Source organism: Lysobacter sp. GCM10012299, from assembly GCF_042649405.1.
In the GTDB taxonomy this organism is placed as follows: Bacteria; Pseudomonadota; Gammaproteobacteria; order Xanthomonadales; family Xanthomonadaceae; genus Lysobacter_J.
In genome coordinates, this window is the sequence record NZ_JBHRZC010000002.1 from 637,319 (window position 1) to 654,654 (window position 17,336).

12 protein-coding genes, 2 tRNA genes and 2 rRNA genes are annotated in these 17,336 nt (G+C 64.1%); 11 read left to right on the forward strand and 5 right to left on the reverse strand.

From position 1 onward, the window contains the following. The first annotated feature begins 107 nt into the window (after positions 1–107). The 3 genes from ACFOPO_RS07155 to ACFOPO_RS07165 all read left to right on the forward strand — a co-directional run bounded on the left by ACFOPO_RS07155 (position 108) and on the right by ACFOPO_RS07165 (position 2,914). Positions 108–686, forward strand: coding sequence for an adenylate kinase (locus ACFOPO_RS07155; RefSeq protein WP_200608633.1), 579 nt, complete (start codon positions 108–110; stop codon positions 684–686). Between the two features lie 192 nt (positions 687–878). After that, on the forward strand, positions 879–2,243 hold the full coding sequence (gene mpl, locus ACFOPO_RS07160) for a UDP-N-acetylmuramate:L-alanyl-gamma-D-glutamyl-meso-diaminopimelate ligase (RefSeq protein ID WP_386702684.1): 1,365 nt from the start codon (positions 879–881) through the stop codon (positions 2,241–2,243). 80 nt (positions 2,244–2,323) lie between these two features. After that, entirely contained in the window at positions 2,324–2,914 is a 591-nt protein-coding gene (locus ACFOPO_RS07165) for an LON peptidase substrate-binding domain-containing protein (protein ID WP_386702344.1), read from the forward strand. A gap of 14 nt (positions 2,915–2,928) precedes the next feature. Here the strand turns inward: ACFOPO_RS07165 and ACFOPO_RS07170 are convergent, their stop codons facing one another. Beyond that, complete coding sequence (locus tag ACFOPO_RS07170) at positions 2,929–4,920, reverse strand: bifunctional DedA family/phosphatase PAP2 family protein (protein ID WP_386702346.1); 1,992 nt, start codon at positions 4,918–4,920, stop codon at positions 2,929–2,931. 88 nt (positions 4,921–5,008) lie between these two features. On the opposite strand from ACFOPO_RS07170, the gene ACFOPO_RS07175 reads away from it, so the two are divergent. Together ACFOPO_RS07175 and ACFOPO_RS07180 are read left to right on the forward strand one after the other, a co-directional pair. Next, entirely contained in the window at positions 5,009–5,689 is a 681-nt protein-coding gene (locus ACFOPO_RS07175) for a serine/threonine protein kinase (protein ID WP_386702348.1), read from the forward strand. Between the two features lie 52 nt (positions 5,690–5,741). After that, on the forward strand, positions 5,742–6,590 hold the full coding sequence (locus tag ACFOPO_RS07180; RefSeq protein ID WP_386702350.1) for an SDR family oxidoreductase: 849 nt from the start codon (positions 5,742–5,744) through the stop codon (positions 6,588–6,590). A gap of 4 nt (positions 6,591–6,594) precedes the next feature. Here the strand turns inward: ACFOPO_RS07180 and ACFOPO_RS07185 are convergent, their stop codons facing one another. Continuing rightward, a complete protein-coding gene (locus ACFOPO_RS07185; protein WP_386702352.1) occupies positions 6,595–7,467 on the reverse strand; it encodes an ion transporter in 873 nt (290 codons plus the stop codon). Between the two features lie 139 nt (positions 7,468–7,606). Here ACFOPO_RS07185 and ACFOPO_RS07190 point away from each other — a divergent pair, with 139 nt between their 5' ends. Next, entirely contained in the window at positions 7,607–8,833 is a 1,227-nt protein-coding gene (locus ACFOPO_RS07190; RefSeq protein ID WP_386702354.1) for an acetylornithine/succinylornithine family transaminase, read from the forward strand. 54 nt (positions 8,834–8,887) lie between these two features. On the opposite strand, the gene hemL is transcribed toward ACFOPO_RS07190, so the two are convergent. Both hemL and thiE read right to left on the reverse strand, forming a co-directional pair. Next, on the reverse strand, positions 8,888–10,171 hold the full coding sequence (hemL, locus tag ACFOPO_RS07195; protein WP_386702356.1) for a glutamate-1-semialdehyde 2,1-aminomutase: 1,284 nt from the start codon (positions 10,169–10,171) through the stop codon (positions 8,888–8,890). Then, on the reverse strand, positions 10,168–10,818 hold the full coding sequence (gene thiE, locus ACFOPO_RS07200; protein WP_386702358.1) for a thiamine phosphate synthase: 651 nt from the start codon (positions 10,816–10,818) through the stop codon (positions 10,168–10,170). The genes hemL and thiE overlap by 4 nt, the downstream gene beginning before the upstream one ends. A 92-nt stretch (positions 10,819–10,910) precedes the next feature. On the opposite strand from thiE, the gene ACFOPO_RS07205 reads away from it, so the two are divergent. Then, a complete protein-coding gene (locus ACFOPO_RS07205; protein ID WP_158732207.1) occupies positions 10,911–11,102 on the forward strand; it encodes a rubredoxin in 192 nt (63 codons plus the stop codon). Between the two features lie 60 nt (positions 11,103–11,162). On the opposite strand, the gene ACFOPO_RS07210 is transcribed toward ACFOPO_RS07205, so the two are convergent. Then, the gene (locus tag ACFOPO_RS07210; protein ID WP_386702361.1) at positions 11,163–11,609 is read right to left on the reverse strand and encodes a DUF192 domain-containing protein; all 447 of its coding nucleotides are present in this window, start codon (positions 11,607–11,609) and stop codon (positions 11,163–11,165) included. A gap of 678 nt (positions 11,610–12,287) precedes the next feature. Here ACFOPO_RS07210 and ACFOPO_RS07215 point away from each other — a divergent pair. The 4 genes from ACFOPO_RS07215 to ACFOPO_RS07230 all read left to right on the forward strand — a co-directional run bounded on the left by ACFOPO_RS07215 (position 12,288) and on the right by ACFOPO_RS07230 (position 17,271). Continuing rightward, a 16S ribosomal RNA gene (locus ACFOPO_RS07215) occupies positions 12,288–13,832 on the forward strand. A 120-nt stretch (positions 13,833–13,952) separates the two neighbouring features. Next, a tRNA-Ala gene (locus ACFOPO_RS07220) sits at positions 13,953–14,028 on the forward strand. 46 nt (positions 14,029–14,074) lie between these two features. Beyond that, a tRNA-Ile gene (locus tag ACFOPO_RS07225) sits at positions 14,075–14,151 on the forward strand. Positions 14,152–14,404: 253 nt separating this feature from the next. Beyond that, positions 14,405–17,271: ribosomal RNA gene (locus ACFOPO_RS07230) — 23S ribosomal RNA — on the forward strand. Together the 16S and 23S rRNA genes with 2 tRNA genes alongside form the textbook arrangement of a ribosomal RNA operon. The last annotated feature ends 65 nt before the right edge of the window (positions 17,272–17,336 follow it).

Consider the following 17,336-nt stretch of genomic DNA (forward strand, 5'->3'; position numbering starts at 1 on the left):
CGAGTGTAGCGCCGCCGCGGGCAGTCGCCCGAAAGGCCGGGCCGCCAGCGCCGCGCGCCGGCCGCGACGGACGACGAAGAAATTTTCCCGTTCTAGGAGTGAGTTTGATGCGATTGGTACTTCTGGGCGCGCCCGGTTCCGGCAAGGGCACGCAGGCCGCGCGCCTCAAGGAGCATCTGCAGGTGCCGCACATTTCCACCGGCGACCTGCTGCGCGCCGAAGTCGCCGCCGGCTCCAAGCTCGGCCTCGAAGCCAAGGAAGTCATGGCGTCGGGCAACCTGGTCAGCGACGAGATCCTGCTGGGCATGCTCGAGGACCGCTTCTCGCGTCCCGACACCCGTGACGGTTTCATCCTCGACGGCTACCCGCGCAACCTGGCCCAGGCCGACGCGCTGGACAAGCTGCTGACCCGCATCCGCCAGCCGATGGACTACGCCGTGCAACTGGACGTGCCGACCGACCTGCTGGTCGAGCGCATCGCCGGCCGCGCCAAGGCCGAAGGCCGCGCCGACGACAGCCCGGAATCGGTGCGCACCCGCCTGAAGGTCTATGACGACCAGACCGCGCCGGTGATCGAGTTCTACCGCCAGCACGGCCAGCTGACCGTCGTTGACGGTGTGGGCGGCCTGGATGATGTGTTCAACCGCATCATCGAAGCGCTGGTGCCTGCGAAGGAAGTCGGCTGAGTGATTACCCTCTCCCCTCGTGGGAGAGGGACGGCCGCGAATGCGGCCAGGGAGAGGGGGAAGCCGGCTCCGGCTGACGTTGCGGGCGCGTCGCCCGCTCCCCTTACCCTCTCCCGCAAGCGGGAGAGGGGGAGTGATGGCCGTGCGGCTTCTTCTTCGTATTGGTGTGCTGCGATCGTTTAGGACTTACTGATCTTGAAGATTCATATTCTGGGGATCGCCGGTACCTTCATGGGCGGCGTCGCCGCACTGGCACGCGAACTCGGCCACGAAGTCGAAGGCAGCGACCAGGCCGTCTATCCGCCCATGTCGACCCAGCTTGAACAGCTGGGCATCGCGCTCAAGCAGGGTTACCAGCCGCAGCACATCGCCGCCGACTGCGACCAGATCGTCGTCGGCAACGCGCTGTCGCGCGGCAACGCCGCCGTCGAGCAGGTCCTCGACGACGGCCGCAGCTACACCTCCGGCGCGCAGTGGCTCAGCGAGAACCTGCTGCCGGGCCGCGACACGCTCGCCGTCGCCGGCACCCACGGCAAGACCACTACGACCACCATCCTGACCTATCTGCTGCAGGCGGCCGGGCGCGAACCGGGCTTCCTGATCGGTGGCGTCGCCGAGGACTTCGGCGTGTCGGCGCGTGTCGGCAGCGGTCGCGAGTTCGTGGTCGAAGCCGACGAATACGACACCGCGTTCTTCGACAAGCGCAGCAAGTTCGTCCACTACCGGCCGCTGGTGGCGATCCTCAACAACCTCGAGTACGACCACGCCGACATCTTCCCCGACGTCGCCGCGATCCAGCGCCAGTTCCACCACCTGGTGCGGACGGTGCCGCGCCGCGGCCGCCTGATCGTCAACGGCGAAGACCGCCATCTCGCCGAAGTCCTGGCCATGGGCTGCTGGACGCCGGTGGAGACCTTCGGCCTCGATGCGGGATTCAACTGGACCGCGCGCCTGATCGAGGAGGACGGCAGCGCCTTCACCGTCATCCACGACGGCGTCGAAATCGGTGCAGTGCGCTGGCCGCTGCTCGGCCGCCACAACGTGATGAACGCACTGGCCGCGCTGGCGACGGCGCATGCCGTCGGCGTCGAGGTCGCGTCGGTGCTGCCTGCGCTCGCGCAGTTCCGCAGCGTCAAGCGTCGCCTGGAAGTCATTGGCCAGGCGCAGGGCGTCACCGTCTACGACGACTTCGCCCACCACCCCACCGCGATCGCGACCACGCTCGCCGGTTTGCGCGCGAAGGTTGGTGCAGCACGCATCGTCGTCGCCATGGAGCCGCGCAGCAATTCGATGCGCCTGGGCGCCCACGCCGAAGCACTGGCGCCGTCGCTGGACCTGGCCGACACGGTGGTGTTCCTGCACCGCCCGGAACTGGCCTGGGATGCCACCAAAGTGGTCTCGGCGCTGCGTGGCGAAGGCATCGCCGTGCCGGACGCCGATGCGCTGATCGCGGTGCTGCGCGAACGCGCGCGCAACGGCGACCACGTCGTGTTCATGTCCAACGGCGGCTTCGACGGCGCCCCCCGCCGCTTCCTCGCCGCCCTGCAGCAACCGTAGGACACGTAGCCCGGGTAAGCGCAGCGCACCCGGGACGAACGGCGACCACCGCCCCGCAAATTCGCCCTAAACTGCCCCCAATGCCGGCAGACGACCTCCCGACCCAGTCACTGGGATTATTCCCGCTGCACGCCGTGCTGCTGCCCGGTGCCGCGATCGGATTGCGCGTGTTCGAGCCGCGCTACCTCGACCTGATCAGCGACTGCGGCCGCAAGGGCAAGGGCTTCGGCATCTGCCTGATCATGCATGGCGAAGAAGCGGGGGCCCCGGCCACGGCGGCTGCGTTCGGCACCGAAGCGGTGATCGAGGATTTCGGTCGCGGCGATGACGGCCTGCTGACCCTGCGCGTTCGCGGTGCGCGACGTTTCCATGCGCAGCGCGTGCGGGTCCGCGACAACGGACTGCAGGTGGCCGACGTCAGCTGGTGCGATCCGGATCCCGACGATGTCGTCCGGCCCGAGCACGGCCTGCTCTCGACCCTGCTGCAACAGATCATCGACCAGGTCGGTGGCGAGCACGCCAAGGCGCCGCAGGCGAAGTTCGACGACGCGGCCTGGGTCGGCTGGCGCCTGGCCGAGCTGCTGCCGCTGGAAGACACGCAGCGGCAGGCGCTGCTCCAGCTCGATGATCCGCACCAGCGCCTCGAACGCCTGCTGGCGCTGTTGCCCTGACGAGTGCCCCGCGGTTACTTGCCGCGCGTCTTCACCCGCAACACCAGCGTCGACCCGTGCGGGTGCTGCGACTGTCGTGATGCCAGGCCCTCGAGCGCCTCGCCGACCAGTGCGTGCGCGCGACCGTCGTCGGATGCCGGCAACCACAGCCAGGCAGCGCCCAGCGGCTTGGTCAGGTGCAGCGTCTGCGTGCTGCCGAGCCACAGCTGCGTGCCGTCATCGAGCAACACCGGCGCCGGCCACAGCCGCAACGCGTACTGCTCGTCCTTGCGCGCGCCATCGCGCAGCATCAGCAGCGCTTCGGCCTGGGCGTCGAGGGTTGCCGGCAGCACCGGTTGCTGCTGCGTGGGCTTGTCGTCGTCGAGCAGGCCAACGGTGTCGATCCAGCTGGCTTGCGGCTGCACGCGCCAGCCCTGTGCCTCCAGGCGCGCCTGCAGCGGCGCCAGCGGACCGGCGACCTGCAGGTCGAGCGGCCAGCGCCGGCGCTGGTCACGTTCGTTGCGTTGCGCCGGTAGCGTCGCCCAGTCGCGCTGCCACCAGTCGTCCTGGTCCATCACGGAGGTCGGCGTCGCCGCCGCGAACTTGGCCAGCAGCGCATCGGCCGAACGTGGCGCATGCCACAGCGCGGCGATGACGAAGGTCGAGTAGAACAGCCACGCCAGCGGCCGCATCCAGAACGAGCGGGCAACGTGGCGCCGGTAGGCGATGCCCAGGATCAGCAGCCAGAGGATGCCGAACAGCGTGCCGCCGACGAGATCGCTGGGCCAGTGCGCACCCAGGTAAAGCCGGGCGAAACCGACCGCGGTGGTGACCACGCCCGCGAGCAGGTACGGCCACACCCGCGTGCGGCCCGGCAGCTCGCGCGCGATCAGCACCGCGAAGAAACCGAACACGATCGTGCACATCGTCACCGCGACCGACGGGAAGCCGAAGCCGGCCGGTGCCGTCGGCGGGCGCGGCATGTCGATTGCCGCTTCCAGCAAAGAGGTCAGGGTCAGTCCGAACACCAGGGCCGCCAACCAGTGCGCGGCCGCCATCCAGCGCTTGCGCCACAGCAGGTACGCCAGCGCCACCACGGCGATGGGGCCGAGCACGGAGGCATCGCCGACGCTCGCCAGCCCGGCCATCATCCGGTCGGCCAGCGGGTTGCGCAGGCCCCACATGAACTCATGGATGGTGTGGTCGATCGCGAGCGGGCCGCCACTGGCCAGCAGCGACGCGAGCAGCGTGAACCATGCCCAGCTGATGCCCAGCAGGCAGACCGCCAGCATCAACAACGAGGGCGATTCCGGCCGGTTGGGATCGATCAGCGCTGCGGCGTAGCGACCCAGGTGCGGATGGTGGCGAGTCCAGTACAGGGCGCGCGCGAGCAGGTTGTCGGCGTGCGCGGCAAACCATCGCCACGTGTAGAGCACGATCGCCCAGACCAGGCCGATGGTGAGTACCAGTGCCGCCAGCACCAGCGCCAGGCGGTCGGCGACGGCCGCGACCGCGTCGTACGACTTGCCCAGTGCCCAGCCGGGCGCAAGGAACGCCAGCGACCAGACCAGGCACGCACCCAGGCTCGGCAGGGCGTAGCGGCGCATCGGCATGTGCAGCATGCCGGCGATGGCCGGCACGAACGGACGCACTGCGCCGACGAATCGCGCAATGACGATGCTCATGCTGCCGTGGCGGCGGAACAGTGCCTCGCCGCGATCGAGCCATTGCGGATAGCGCGAGAACGGCCAGCGGCTGCGCAGTTGCGGCCCCCAGCGATGACCGACCCAGTAGCTCAGGCCATCACCGATGAAGGCGCCGAGCGTCGCGCAGGCCAGGGCATAGGGGCCGCTGACATGGCCCAGGCCCACCAGCGCGCCGACGGCGAACAACAGTGGCAGCGCTGGCACGACGATGCCGACGATGACGAGGGCATCGCAGAAGGCAATAAGGAAGATGACAGCGCCGGCGGCGATTGGGTTTGCCGCGATCCATGCGGTCGCGCTTTCGATCCAGGCCGGTTCCATCGGCCGATTATAGGCAGCACGGCCATGACGGTGCGATGGCCATCGTGCAGGGTGACGGCAGGCACGGCCGATTCCGTACACTGACACGATGCCTCCACGCACCGACACCACCGACGTCGACGCCATCGAAGTCCAGCCCCTGAAGGCCGACAGCTTCGGCCGGATCGCGCTGATGCGCGGCGGCGATGGCCTGTTCGTGCGACGCGACCTGCGCCATGTGCCGCTGTGGCTGCGCCTGCCGGCGTGGTGGCTGGCGCGGCGTGAAGCCAGGGGGCTCGAACGCGTCGAAGGCCTGGCGGCCACGCCGCAACTGCTGCGTTGGGACGGACGCCGGCTCGATCGCAGCTACATGGCCGGCGCGGCGATGTACCAGCGCCCGCCGCACGGCGACCGGGTGTATTTCCGTCGCGCCCGGCGGCTGCTGCAGCAACTTCACCGCCGCGGCCTGGCCCACAACGACCTGGCCAAGGAAGCCAACTGGCTGGTGCTGGACGACGGCGCGCCGGCGATCATCGATTTCCAGCTCGCCACGCGCGGCAACCCGCGATCGCGCTGGATGCGCCTGCTTGCGCGTGAAGACCTGCGCCACCTGCTCAAGCACAAACGCACCTATTGCCCGCAATTCATCACCCCCGTCGAGCGGCGCGTGCTCAAGCGCCACTCGTGGCTGCGCGAAGCGTGGTTCGCGACCGGCAAGCCGGTCTACCGCTTCGTAACGCGCAAGCTGCTGAAATGGGAAGACAACGAAGGGCAGGGGCCGAAACCGTAACGCCCCGATCCACCTGCACCGCCGTGAAGCGCGCCGCCCTGGAGAGACCGCCATGCGTACCCTGACTGGAAAAACCATCTTCATCACCGGCGCCTCGCGCGGCATCGGTCGCGCCATCGCGCTGCGTGCCGCCCAGGACGGTGCCAACGTCGTCATCGCAGCGAAATCGGCCGTCCCCAATCCGAAGCTGCCCGGCACCATCCATACCGTCGCCGCCGAAGTCGAAGCCGCCGGTGGCAAGGCGCTCGCCGTGAAGTGCGACATCCGCGAGGAGGACGACGTGTATGCCGCGGTCGCGGCCACGGTCGACCGTTTCGGCGGCATCGACATCCTCGTCAATAACGCCAGCGCGATCTGGCTCAAGGGCACGCTCGAGACGCCGATGAAACGCTACGACCTGATGCAGCAGGTCAATGCGCGCGGCAGTTTCCTGTGCGCGCAGGCGTGCATGCCGCATCTGCTCAAGGCGCCCGACCCGCACATCCTGGCGCTGGCGCCGCCGCTCAACCTGGATCCGAAGTGGTGGGCGCCGCACACCGCCTACACGCTGGCGAAAATGGGCATGAGCTTCGTCACCCTCGGCCTGGCCGCGGAGTTCGGCCCGCAGGGCGTGGCGGTCAATGCGCTGTGGCCGCGCACCGTCATCCTTACCGATGCGGTCAACATGATTCCCGGCGTCCGCCCGGAGATGTGCCGCAAGCCGGAGATCGTGGCCGATGCCGCGCATGCCGTGATGGTGCGGCCTTCGGACGATTTCTACGGGCATTTCCTCATCGACGACGACGTGCTGTTCGCCGCTGGCGTCACCGATTTCGCCCAGTACGCGGTGAATCCATTCTGCGAGCACCTGATCCCGGACCTGTTCCTCACCGATTCGCAGCTCGCCAAGAAGCCGCGCTGACGCTTCAGCCCATCGGTGCGGGCAGGACATGCCCGCAATGGCGGCAATGCAGCGCATCCGGGGCGTGGCCTTCCAGGCCGCACTGCGGACAACCGCGGCGGTCGAGGTGGCCCTGGTCGGTGCTGGCTTCGCGCAGGCTGCTGGCGAGCTCCGCGGTGTAGATGCCGGTGGGCACGGCAATGATCCCGTAGCCGATCAGGATCAGCAGCGACGTGATGAGGCGCCCCAGCGAGGTCTGCGGCGCGATGTCGCCGAAACCGACGGTGGCCATCGTCACGATCGCCCAGTACATGCTGGTCGGGATGCTGACGAAACCGTGCTGCGGACCTTCGACCACGTACATCAGCGCACCGAAGATCACCGCGATGGTCAGCAGCGCGCACACGAACAGGAAGATCTTGCGGCGGCTGCGCGCCAGCGCGGTGATCAGGATCCCGCCTTCCTCGACGTAATGGGTCAGCTTGAGCACGCGGAATAGCCGCAGGATGCGCAGGATGCGCACCGCAAGCAGGCTCTGGCTGCCGGGCAGCACCAGCGACAGGTAGGTCGGCAGGATCGAGAGCAGGTCGATCAGTCCCCAGGTGCTCAGCGCATAGCGCCATGGCCGGCGCACCACCGCCAGCCGCAGCGCGTACTCCGCGGTGAACAGCAGAGTGAACCCCCATTCCAGCGGGTACAACCAGTGGGCGTGGCGGGCGTGGATGCTGGCGACGCTGTCGCACATGATCACCAGAACGCTGGCGAGGATGGCGACGATCAGCAGCAGGTCGAAATTGCGCGCCCGCGGCGTGTCGTGGCGGTAGATGATGTCGAACCAGCGCCGCCGCCAGCCGGTTTCGCTGGCCGGGTTGAGCTGGGGGTCGAGCAGCAGGCGCATCGGGGAGGACCTCCTGCGGCGATTGTGCAGGATCGCCTGCAAGGGCCATTTCACGGGCCCGGGGCTTCGGCATCGGCCGCAGGACGGCTGCAATAGGCGACAATGGCGGCTTCCCCGCATCGCCCGACGTCGTCCCACCATGACCGCTACCAGCTCCGACCTGTTCTCGCTCTCCGAACGCTACTACCTGCCGGTGTACCGGCCGCGCCGGATCGTGCTCGACCATGGCCGCGGCGCACGCGTGTGGGACCGGGAAGGCCGCGAGTACGTCGACTTCGGCGCCGGCATCGCCGTCAATGCGCTCGGCCACGCCAATCCGGTGCTGGTCGCGGCGCTGACAGAGCAGGCCGGCAAGCTCTGGCACACCAGCAACGTCTTCGTCAGCGAACCGCCGCTGCGCCTGGCCGAAGAGTTGGTGGAAGCATCGCGCTTCGCCGAGCGCGTGTTCTTCTGCAACTCCGGCGCCGAAGCCAACGAAGCGGCGATCAAGCTCGCCCGCAAGTGGGCGACCGCGCAGGGGCGCGAGCCCGACCGCCGCGTCATCCTCAGCTTCCGCGGCAGCTTCCACGGCCGCACCCTGGCCGCCGTCACCGCGACCGCGCAGCCCAAGTACCACGAGGGTTTCGAGCCGCTGCCACCGGGCTTCCGTTACAGCGACTTCAACGACTTGGCCGCCGCCGAAGTGGCGATGGCGACCGGTGACGTCTGCGCGGTGCTGGTGGAGCCGGTGCAGGGCGAGGGCGGCGTCACGCCGGCTACCGAGGAATTCCTGCTGGGCCTGCGCGCGCTGTGCGATCGCCACGGCGCACTGCTGATCCTCGACGAGATCCAGTGCGGCATGGGCCGCACCGGCCATCTGTTCGCCTGCCACGGTTACGGTGTCACGCCCGACGTGGTGACGCTGGCCAAGGCGCTGGGCAGCGGCTTCCCGATCGGCGCGATGCTGGTCGGCGCCAAGGCGGGCGAGTCGATGCAGTTCGGCGCGCACGGCACTACCTTCGGCGGCAACCCGCTGGCCGCGGCGGTCGCGCGCGCGGCGCTGCGCGAGATTTCCTCACCGCAGGTGCTGGCCAATGTCGAGCGGCAGTCACTGGCGATCCGCGACGCCCTGGTCGCGCTCGACGCCGAACTGGGCCTGTTCTCCGAGATCCGCGGCTGCGGCCTGATGCTCGGTGCGCAGTTGCGCGAAACGCATGCCGGCAAGGCCGGACTGATCCTCGACCTGTGCGTGGAGCAGGGGCTGCTGCTGTTGCAGGCCGGTCCGGACGTGCTGCGCTTCGTGCCGGCGCTGAACATCAGCGATGACGATGTCGCCGAAGGCCTGAAGCGCCTGCGCGCCGCGCTGACCGCATTCGTCAACGCCTGAACTCTTGAGCCCCTCTCCCGCAAGGCGGGAGAGGGGTTGGGGTGAGGGCGCCTTTTACAGCGTCGCGAACGACGCCCGCGCCGCTTCGATGGTAGCGGCAATCTCCGCCTCGCCGTGCGCGCTCGACACGAAACCGGCTTCGAACGCCGACGGCGCCAGGTACACGCCGCGCTCGAGCATCGCGTGGAAGAAGCGATTGAAGCGCGCGGTATCCGACGCCTTCGCATCGTCGAACGTTTCCACCGGCCCTTCGCGGAAGTACAGGCCGAACATGCCCGGCGCGCGCGTCGTATGGAACGCGATTCCGGCCTCGCGCGCTGCCTGTTCCAGGCCGTCGCAAAGCACGTTGGTCGTGCGCTCCAGCGCGTCGTGGAAGCCCGGCGCCCGGATCAGTTCCAGCGTCGCCAGGCCCGCGGCCATCGCCACCGGATTGCCGCTGAGCGTACCGGCCTGGTAGATCGGACCGCTCGGTGCGACCTGCGCCATCAGCTCGCGACGACCGCCATAGGCGCCCACGGGCATGCCGCCGCCGATGATCTTGCCGAAGGTGGAAAGGTCGGGCGTGATGCCGTAACGCTGCTGCGCGCCGCCCAGGGCGACGCGGAAACCGGTCATCACCTCGTCGAAGATCAGCAGCGCGCCGTGCTTGGTGCACAGCTCGCGAAGGTGCTGCAGATAGCCCCCGCGCGGCAGGATGCAGTTGGCGTTGCCGACGATCGGTTCGATGATCAGGCCGGCGATCTCGCCGCCGATCTCGTCGAACAGCTTCGTCGCCGCATCGAAATCGTTGTAGGCGATGGTCATCGTCAGGTCGGCGAGCGCCGACGGCACGCCCGGCGAATTCGGCAGGCCGAGCGTCATCACGCCGCTGCCGGCCTTCACCAGGAAGCTGTCGCCGTGGCCGTGGTAGCAGCCTTCGAATTTGACGATGCGGTTGCGGCCGGTGGCGCCACGCGCGACGCGGATCGCCGACAGCGTCGCCTCGGTGCCGGAGTTCACCATGCGCACCATTTCGCAGCTGGGCACGATCGCGGTGATTGCCTCGGCCATCGTCACTTCCAGCGCGTTGGGCACGCCGAAACTCAGGCCGTCGCGCATCGTCTTCTCGACAGCGGCCAGCACCTTCGGATGTGCATGGCCGGCGATCATCGGTCCCCACGAACCGACGTAATCGATGTAGCGGTTGCCATCGACGTCCTGCAGGTACGCACCTTCCGCGCGCTGGGCGAAGAACGGTTCGCCGCCGACCGACTTGAACGCCCGCACCGGCGAATTGACGCCGCCGGGGATCAGTTCGAGGGCGCGGGTGAACAGGTCGTGCGATTGCGTGTGGTTCATGGGGAAGTCTCTTGGGAAGCGGGCAGTTCGAAGCAGTCGAGATACCGCCGCACCGCAGCCGCGGGATCGGCGGCATCGAACACGCCGCTGATCACGGCGAGCAGGTCGGCGCCGGCCTCGACGAGGGGACGTGCATTGTCCGGGGTGATGCCGCCGATGGCCACCCGCGGCAACCCCAGCGGTGCCGAGTCGCGCAGCAGATCGAGGCCGGCCTTGCGGGCATTGGGCTTGGTCGGCGAGGGGAAGAAGGCGCCGAAGGCGATGTAGTCGGCACCGGCGGCGGCAGCGCGCCGGGCGAGGTCGAGGTCGTCGTAGCACGAGGCTCCCAGGATGGCGCCGGCGGGCAGGGCGGCGCGGGCACAGGCAAGTTCGCCGTCGTCCTCACCCAGATGGGCGCCGTCGGCACCGATCGCCGCCGCCAGGCGCCAGTCGTCGTTGACGATCAGGGCAGCGCCGTGGCGCCGGCACAGTGGCAGCATGGCCCGCGCCTGCGTTTCGCGCAGGTCCGCGTCGGCGGCCTTGTTGCGGTACTGGAGCCAGGTCGCGCCGGCGGCCAGCACGGTTTCCACCCGCGCCAGCAGGCGAGAGGTGTCGGTGTCGTCGGGGGTGATGGCGTAGACGCCAGTCCGCGCGAGGAGCGGATTCATCCAGGAAGCTTCCGTGGGCGCGGGCGCGGTGGGACAATGCGCATTCCGCAATCCCGCATTATCCGTCCAATTCCCCCGGGTCCGATCCTTCCATGTCCGAGCTTGCCGCCGCCACCACCTACCGCACCTGGATGTGCGTCGTCTGCGGCTTCATCTACGACGAGGCCCAGGGCCTGCCGGAAGAGGGCATAGCCCCGGGCACGCGCTGGGAAGACGTGCCCGACACCTGGACCTGCCCGGACTGCGGCGTGACCAAGGACGATTTCGAGATGATGGTGCTCTGAGCGCCCCGGCCGACCGCCTCGGCGGTCGGGTCATTCAGCTCGATAGTCCGTACAGGGCGTTCAGGGAGTTCCCAGCCCCGGCCCGAACTTCAGTACGGCGCCATCCTTGAGGCCCAGCTTGGCCGCTTCGCCGGCATTGAGCTCCAGCACGTAGCGCGCGGGCACGTTGCTCGGATAGGGCGGGCAGCCGTCGCCCAGCGAGCACGGCGGCGTGTCGCGCCGCTGCGACACCAGCTTGCGCTCATTGTCGAAATACAGGATGTCCAGCGGGATCTTGGTGTTCTTCATCCAGTAGGCGAGCGGCTCCTGGCTCTCGTGGATGAACAACATGCCGTGGTCCTCGGCCATTTCCTCGCGGAACATCAGTCCGCGTGCGCGCTCGGCGTCATCGTCGGCCACTTCCACCTTGAAGCGCTGTCCGCCCAGTTCGACCCACGGCCCGGCGCCCATGGCGCATCCGGAAAGGGCGAGGCCGCAGCAGGCGAGCAGAAGTCGGGGCAGGAACATGGTGGAGCTCCTTTTGAGCGTTGGTCCGGGGCCATGACGGCCGTAGCGCGACGAAACATCGTGCAGCGATGAATGCGAGTCAAGGGGGGCGGCCCCACGCCGTCATCGCCGCGCATCCGGGGATCCATGGACGTTGTTCGGCCCCCTGCGGCCCCCGTAAGCGCTCACTCGGCAAAGATGTAAAAAAACTTTAACGAACCCCTTCCAATCCCCGTTGTGCATGTGCACAATGCGCGCCCCGCCACGGTGAACTTCACTTCGGCGGGACGCGGAAAAGACGGGATGAAACGAGGCGGTTGACGGTTCTCGAACATGCTGTAAGATGCGCGGCCCGGTGGTCCCGGGGCGGTCCGAGAGGGCAGCTGAACGGACCTCCGGAAGCGAAAAAAGATTTCGACACGGTGTTGACGGAATCGAAATTCGCTGTAAGATAGTCGGCTCCCTCGGGCACTTTGGTGCGGCGGGGTGAGACGGGAAAGGCGCTGAGGCCGGCCCCGAAGATCTTTGACAGTGTGCGCAGGTAACTTGTGCGGACGTCTGGCTAGTGGATGGTTGTCCATTGAGCAGATGTTCGTACCAAGCAACGATGATTCAAAAGCATGCAAATGCAAGCGAGTAATTGGTGCCTGGAACGGGCTTTGCACTCAAAAAATTTGGATCTTCGGATCCATGCAATTTTAAGTGAAGAGTTTGATCCTGGCTCAGAGTGAACGCTGGCGGCAGGCCTAACACATGCAAGTCGAACGGCAGCACAGCAGTAGCAATACTGTGGGTGGCGAGTGGCGGACGGGTGAGGAATGCATCGGAATCTGCCTATTTGTGGGGGATAACGTAGGGAAACTTACGCTAATACCGCATACGTCCTACGGGAGAAAGTGGGGGACCTTCGGGCCTCACGCAGATAGATGAGCCGATGCCGGATTAGCTAGTTGGCGGGGTAAAGGCCCACCAAGGCGACGATCCGTAGCTGGTCTGAGAGGATGATCAGCCACACTGGAACTGAGACACGGTCCAGACTCCTACGGGAGGCAGCAGTGGGGAATATTGGACAATGGGCGCAAGCCTGATCCAGCCATGCCGCGTGTGTGAAGAAGGCCTTCGGGTTGTAAAGCACTTTTGTCCGGAAAGAAAAGCTTCGGGTTAATAACCCGGAGTTATGACGGTACCGGAAGAATAAGCACCGGCTAACTTCGTGCCAGCAGCCGCGGTAATACGAAGGGTGCAAGCGTTACTCGGAATTACTGGGCGTAAAGCGTGCGTAGGTGGTTTGTTAAGTCTGATGTGAAAGCCCTGGGCTCAACCTGGGAACTGCATTGGAAACTGGCTGACTAGAGTGCGGTAGAGGGGTGTGGAATTCCCGGTGTAGCAGTGAAATGCGTAGATATCGGGAGGAACATCTGTGGCGAAGGCGACACCCTGGACCAGCACTGACACTGAGGCACGAAAGCGTGGGGAGCAAACAGGATTAGATACCCTGGTAGTCCACGCCCTAAACGATGCGAACTGGATGTTGGGGGCAACTTGGCCCTCAGTATCGAAGCTAACGCGTTAAGTTCGCCGCCTGGGAAGTACGGTCGCAAGACTGAAACTCAAAGGAATTGACGGGGGCCCGCACAAGCGGTGGAGTATGTGGTTTAATTCGATGCAACGCGAAGAACCTTACCTGGCCTTGACATGCACGGAACTTTCCAGAGATGGATTGGTGCCTTCGGGAACCGTGACACAGGTGCTGCATGGCTGTCGTCAGCTCGTGTCGTGAGATGTTGGGTTAAGTCCCGCAACGAGCGCAACCCTTGTCCTTAGTTGCCAGCACGTAATGGTGGGAACTCTAAGGAGACCGCCGGTGACAAACCGGAGGAAGGTGGGGATGACGTCAAGTCATCATGGCCCTTACGGCCAGGGCTACACACGTACTACAATGGTAGGGACAGAGGGCTGCAAACCCGCGAGGGCGAGCCAATCCCAGAAACCCTATCTCAGTCCGGATTGGAGTCTGCAACTCGACTCCATGAAGTCGGAATCGCTAGTAATCGCAGATCAGCATTGCTGCGGTGAATACGTTCCCGGGCCTTGTACACACCGCCCGTCACACCATGGGAGTTTGTTGCACCAGAAGCAGGTAGCTTAACCTTCGGGAGGGCGCTTGCCACGGTGTGGCCGATGACTGGGGTGAAGTCGTAACAAGGTAGCCGTATCGGAAGGTGCGGCTGGATCACCTCCTTTAGAGACTAAAGACAGCAAATTGCTGGTCGGACGTCCGCACAAGTAACCTGCATTCAGAGTTCCGGGTCGCCCACAGGGGTGGCTGCGGGAGCGTCCCCGGATCCCTCCAGGGAATTCGATGGGGCTTTAGCTCAGCTGGGAGAGCACCTGCTTTGCAAGCAGGGGGTCGTCGGTTCGATCCCGACAAGCTCCACCACCTTGGGCGAAGACCCTTGCCTGGCACAGCCGGCGGGAAACACTTTGGGTCTGTAGCTCAGGTGGTTAGAGCGCACCCCTGATAAGGGTGAGGCCGGTGGTTCGAGTCCTCCCAGACCCACCACCTACGAAGTGGGCTTCCGAACGAAACTCTGATTGCGCACACATCAAATATTGAAGCAGCTGGGCGTTGAGGCCCATTTGCGTTCTTTGAAAATTGGGAATTGTAGCGAGCGTTTTGAGACGAATTGTGTCCATGACGTGTCGTGAGGCTAAGGCGAGTGTCTTCGGACACTTTATTAATTGAGTCGTTATATTCCAGACCGGGCTTTGTACCCCTGGTCCGAATGTAGCTCCAAGGCAACTTGGGGTTATATGGTCAAGCGAATAAGCGCACACGGTGGATGCCTTGGCGGTCAGAGGCGATGAAGGACGTGGCAGCCTGCGAAAAGTGCGGGGGAGCTGGCAACAAGCATTGATCCCGCAATGTCCGAATGGGGAAACCCACCTCGCAAGAGGTATCGTGCAGTGAATACATAGCTGTACGAGGCAAACCCGGAGAACTGAAATATCTAAGTACCCGGAGGAAAAGAAATCAACCGAGATTCCCTGAGTAGTGACGAGCGAACGGGGACCAGCCCTTAAGTTGATTGAGTTCTAGCAAAACAACCTGGAAAGGTTGGCCATAGACGGTGACAGCCCGGTATGCGAAAGAGCTCTTCCAATGAAATCGAGTAAGGCGGGGCACGAGAAACCCTGTCTGAACATGGGGGGACCATCCTCCAAGGCTAAATACTCCTGACCGACCGATAGTGAACCAGTACCGTGAGGGAAAGGCGAAAAGAACCCTGGTGAAGGGAGTGAAATAGACCCTGAAACCGTGTGCGTACAAGCAGTCGGAGCCCGCAAGGGTGACGGCGTACCTTTTGTATAATGGGTCAGCGACTTACTGTTCGTGGCGAGCTTAACCGTATAGGGGAGGCGAAGGGAAACCGAGTCTGATAAGGGCGCATAGTCGCGGGCAGTAGACCCGAAACCGGGTGATCTAGTCATGCCCAGGGTGAAGGTTGAGTAACATCAACTGGAGGCCCGAACCCACTCCCGTTGCAAAGGTAGGGGATGAGGTGTGATTAGGAGTGAAAAGCTAATCGAACCCGGAGATAGCTGGTTCTCCTCGAAAGCTATTTAGGTAGCGCCTCCTATGAATCTTCCTGGGGGTAGAGCACTGTTATGGCTAGGGGGTCATTGCGACTTACCAAACCATGGCAAACTCCGAATACCAGGACAGAATGTAGGGGAGACACACGGCGGGTGCTAACGTCCGTCGTGAAAAGGGAAACAACCCAGACCCACAGCTAAGGTCCCAAATTCATCGCTAAGTGGAAAACGATGTGGAAAGGCACAGACAGCCAGGAGGTTGGCTTAGAAGCAGCCACCCTTTAAAGAAAGCGTAATAGCTCACTGGTCGAGTCGGTCTGCGCGGAAGATTTAACGGGGCTAAGCGATGAACCGAAGCTTGGGGTGCATAACTTTGGTTATGCGCGGTAGAGGAGCGTTCCGTAAGCCGTTGAAGGTGGATTGAGAAGTCTGCTGGAGGTATCGGAAGTGCGAATGCTGACATGAGTAACGATAATGCGGGTGAAAAGCCCGCACGCCGAAAGCCCAAGGTTTCCTTGCGCAACGTTAATCGACGCAGGGTGAGTCGGCCCCTAAGGCGAGGCAGAAATGCGTAGTCGATGGGAAGCTGGTTAATATTCCAGCACCTCGCGTAAGTGCGATGGAGGGACGGAGAAGGTTAGGTTGGCCGGGCGTTGGTTGTCCCGGTGAGAGAGTTGAGGCGGTTCCCTTTGGCAAATCCGGGGGAGCAACGTTGAGACTAAGGACCAGCCCATTAGGGCGAAGCAACCGATATCACGCTTCCAGGAAAAGCTCCTAAGCTTCAGCTTACGCAGACCGTACCGTAAACCGACACAGGTGGGCAGGATGAGAATTCTAAGGCGCTTGAGAGAACTCGGGTGAAGGAACTAGGCAAAATAGCACCGTAACTTCGGGAGAAGGTGCGCCCTTTCTGGTGAATAGCTGGGAGGGGCCGCAGTGACCAGGCCGCTGCGACTGTTTATCAAAAACACAGCACTCTGCAAACACGAAAGTGGACGTATAGGGTGTGACGCCTGCCCGGTGCCGGAAGGTTAATTGATGGGGTCAGCCGCAAGGCGAAGCTCTTGATCGAAGCCCCGGTAAACGGCGGCCGTAACTATAACGGTCCTAAGGTAGCGAAATTCCTTGTCGGGTAAGTTCCGACCTGCACGAATGGCGTAACGACAGCGGCGCTGTCTCCACCCGAGACTCAGTGAAATTGAAATCGCTGTGAAGATGCAGCGTTCCCGCGGCAAGACGGAAAGACCCCGTGAACCTTTACTATAGCTTTACACTGAACGTTGAGTTCTTCTGTGTAGGATAGGTGGGAGGCTATGAAACGCAGGCGCTAGCTTGCGTGGAGCCATCCTTGAAATACCACCCTGAAGTGCTTGACGTTCTAACCTAGGTCCGTAATCCGGATCGGGGACCGTGTATGGTGGGTAGTTTGACTGGGGCGGTCTCCTCCCAAAGTGTAACGGAGGAGCACGAAGGTACGCTCAGCGCGGTCGGACATCGCGCACTGTGTGCAAAGGCATAAGCGTGCTTGACTGCAAGATCGACGGATCAAGCAGGTACGAAAGTAGGTCTTAGTGATCCGGTGGTTCTGTATGGAAGGGCCATCGCTCAACGGATAAAAGGTACTCCGGGGATAACAGGCTGATACCGCCCAAGAGTTCATATCGACGGCGGTGTTTGGCACCTCGATGTCGGCTCATCACATCCTGGGGCTGTAGTCGGTCCCAAGGGTATGGCTGTTCGCCATTTAAAGTGGTACGCGAGCTGGGTTCAGAACGTCGTGAGACAGTTCGGTCCCTATCTGTCGTGGGCGTTGGAGATTTGAGAGGGGCTGCTCCTAGTACGAGAGGACCGGAGTGGACGAACCTCTGGTGTTCCGGTTGTCACGCCAGTGGCACTGCCGGGTAGCTATGTTCGGAAGCGATAACCGCTGAAAGCATCTAAGCGGGAAGCGCGCCTCAAGATGAGATCTCCCGGGACTTTAAGTCCCCTAAAGGAACCATCAAGACCAGGTGGTTGATAGGCAGGGTGTGTAAGTGCAGCAATGCATTGAGCTAACCTGTACTAATGATCCGTGTGGCTTGACCATATAACCTCAAGTTGCTTTGGCTTCCGATACGTCGGGACCCTTCGCCAAAAACTTGCTACAATTCC

Excerpts from the sequence above, each read along its gene's own strand:
- ACFOPO_RS07155 (WP_200608633.1), top strand. The coding sequence starts at position 108 with ATGCGATTGGTACTTCTGGGCGCGCCCGGTTCCGGCAAGGGCACGCAG.
- ACFOPO_RS07165 (WP_386702344.1), top strand. The coding sequence starts at position 2,324 with ATGCCGGCAGACGACCTCCCGACCCAGTCACTGGGATTATTCCCGCTG.
- ACFOPO_RS07170 (WP_386702346.1), bottom strand. The coding sequence starts at position 4,920 with ATGGAACCGGCCTGGATCGAAAGCGCGACCGCATGGATCGCGGCAAAC.
- ACFOPO_RS07175 (WP_386702348.1), top strand. The coding sequence starts at position 5,009 with ATGCCTCCACGCACCGACACCACCGACGTCGACGCCATCGAAGTCCAG.
- ACFOPO_RS07180 (WP_386702350.1), top strand. The coding sequence starts at position 5,742 with ATGCGTACCCTGACTGGAAAAACCATCTTCATCACCGGCGCCTCGCGC.
- ACFOPO_RS07185 (WP_386702352.1), bottom strand. The coding sequence starts at position 7,467 with ATGCGCCTGCTGCTCGACCCCCAGCTCAACCCGGCCAGCGAAACCGGC.
- ACFOPO_RS07190 (WP_386702354.1), top strand. The coding sequence starts at position 7,607 with ATGACCGCTACCAGCTCCGACCTGTTCTCGCTCTCCGAACGCTACTAC.
- hemL (WP_386702356.1), bottom strand. The coding sequence starts at position 10,171 with ATGAACCACACGCAATCGCACGACCTGTTCACCCGCGCCCTCGAACTG.
- thiE (WP_386702358.1), bottom strand. The coding sequence starts at position 10,818 with ATGAATCCGCTCCTCGCGCGGACTGGCGTCTACGCCATCACCCCCGAC.
- ACFOPO_RS07205 (WP_158732207.1), top strand. The coding sequence starts at position 10,911 with ATGTCCGAGCTTGCCGCCGCCACCACCTACCGCACCTGGATGTGCGTC.
- ACFOPO_RS07210 (WP_386702361.1), bottom strand. The coding sequence starts at position 11,609 with ATGTTCCTGCCCCGACTTCTGCTCGCCTGCTGCGGCCTCGCCCTTTCC.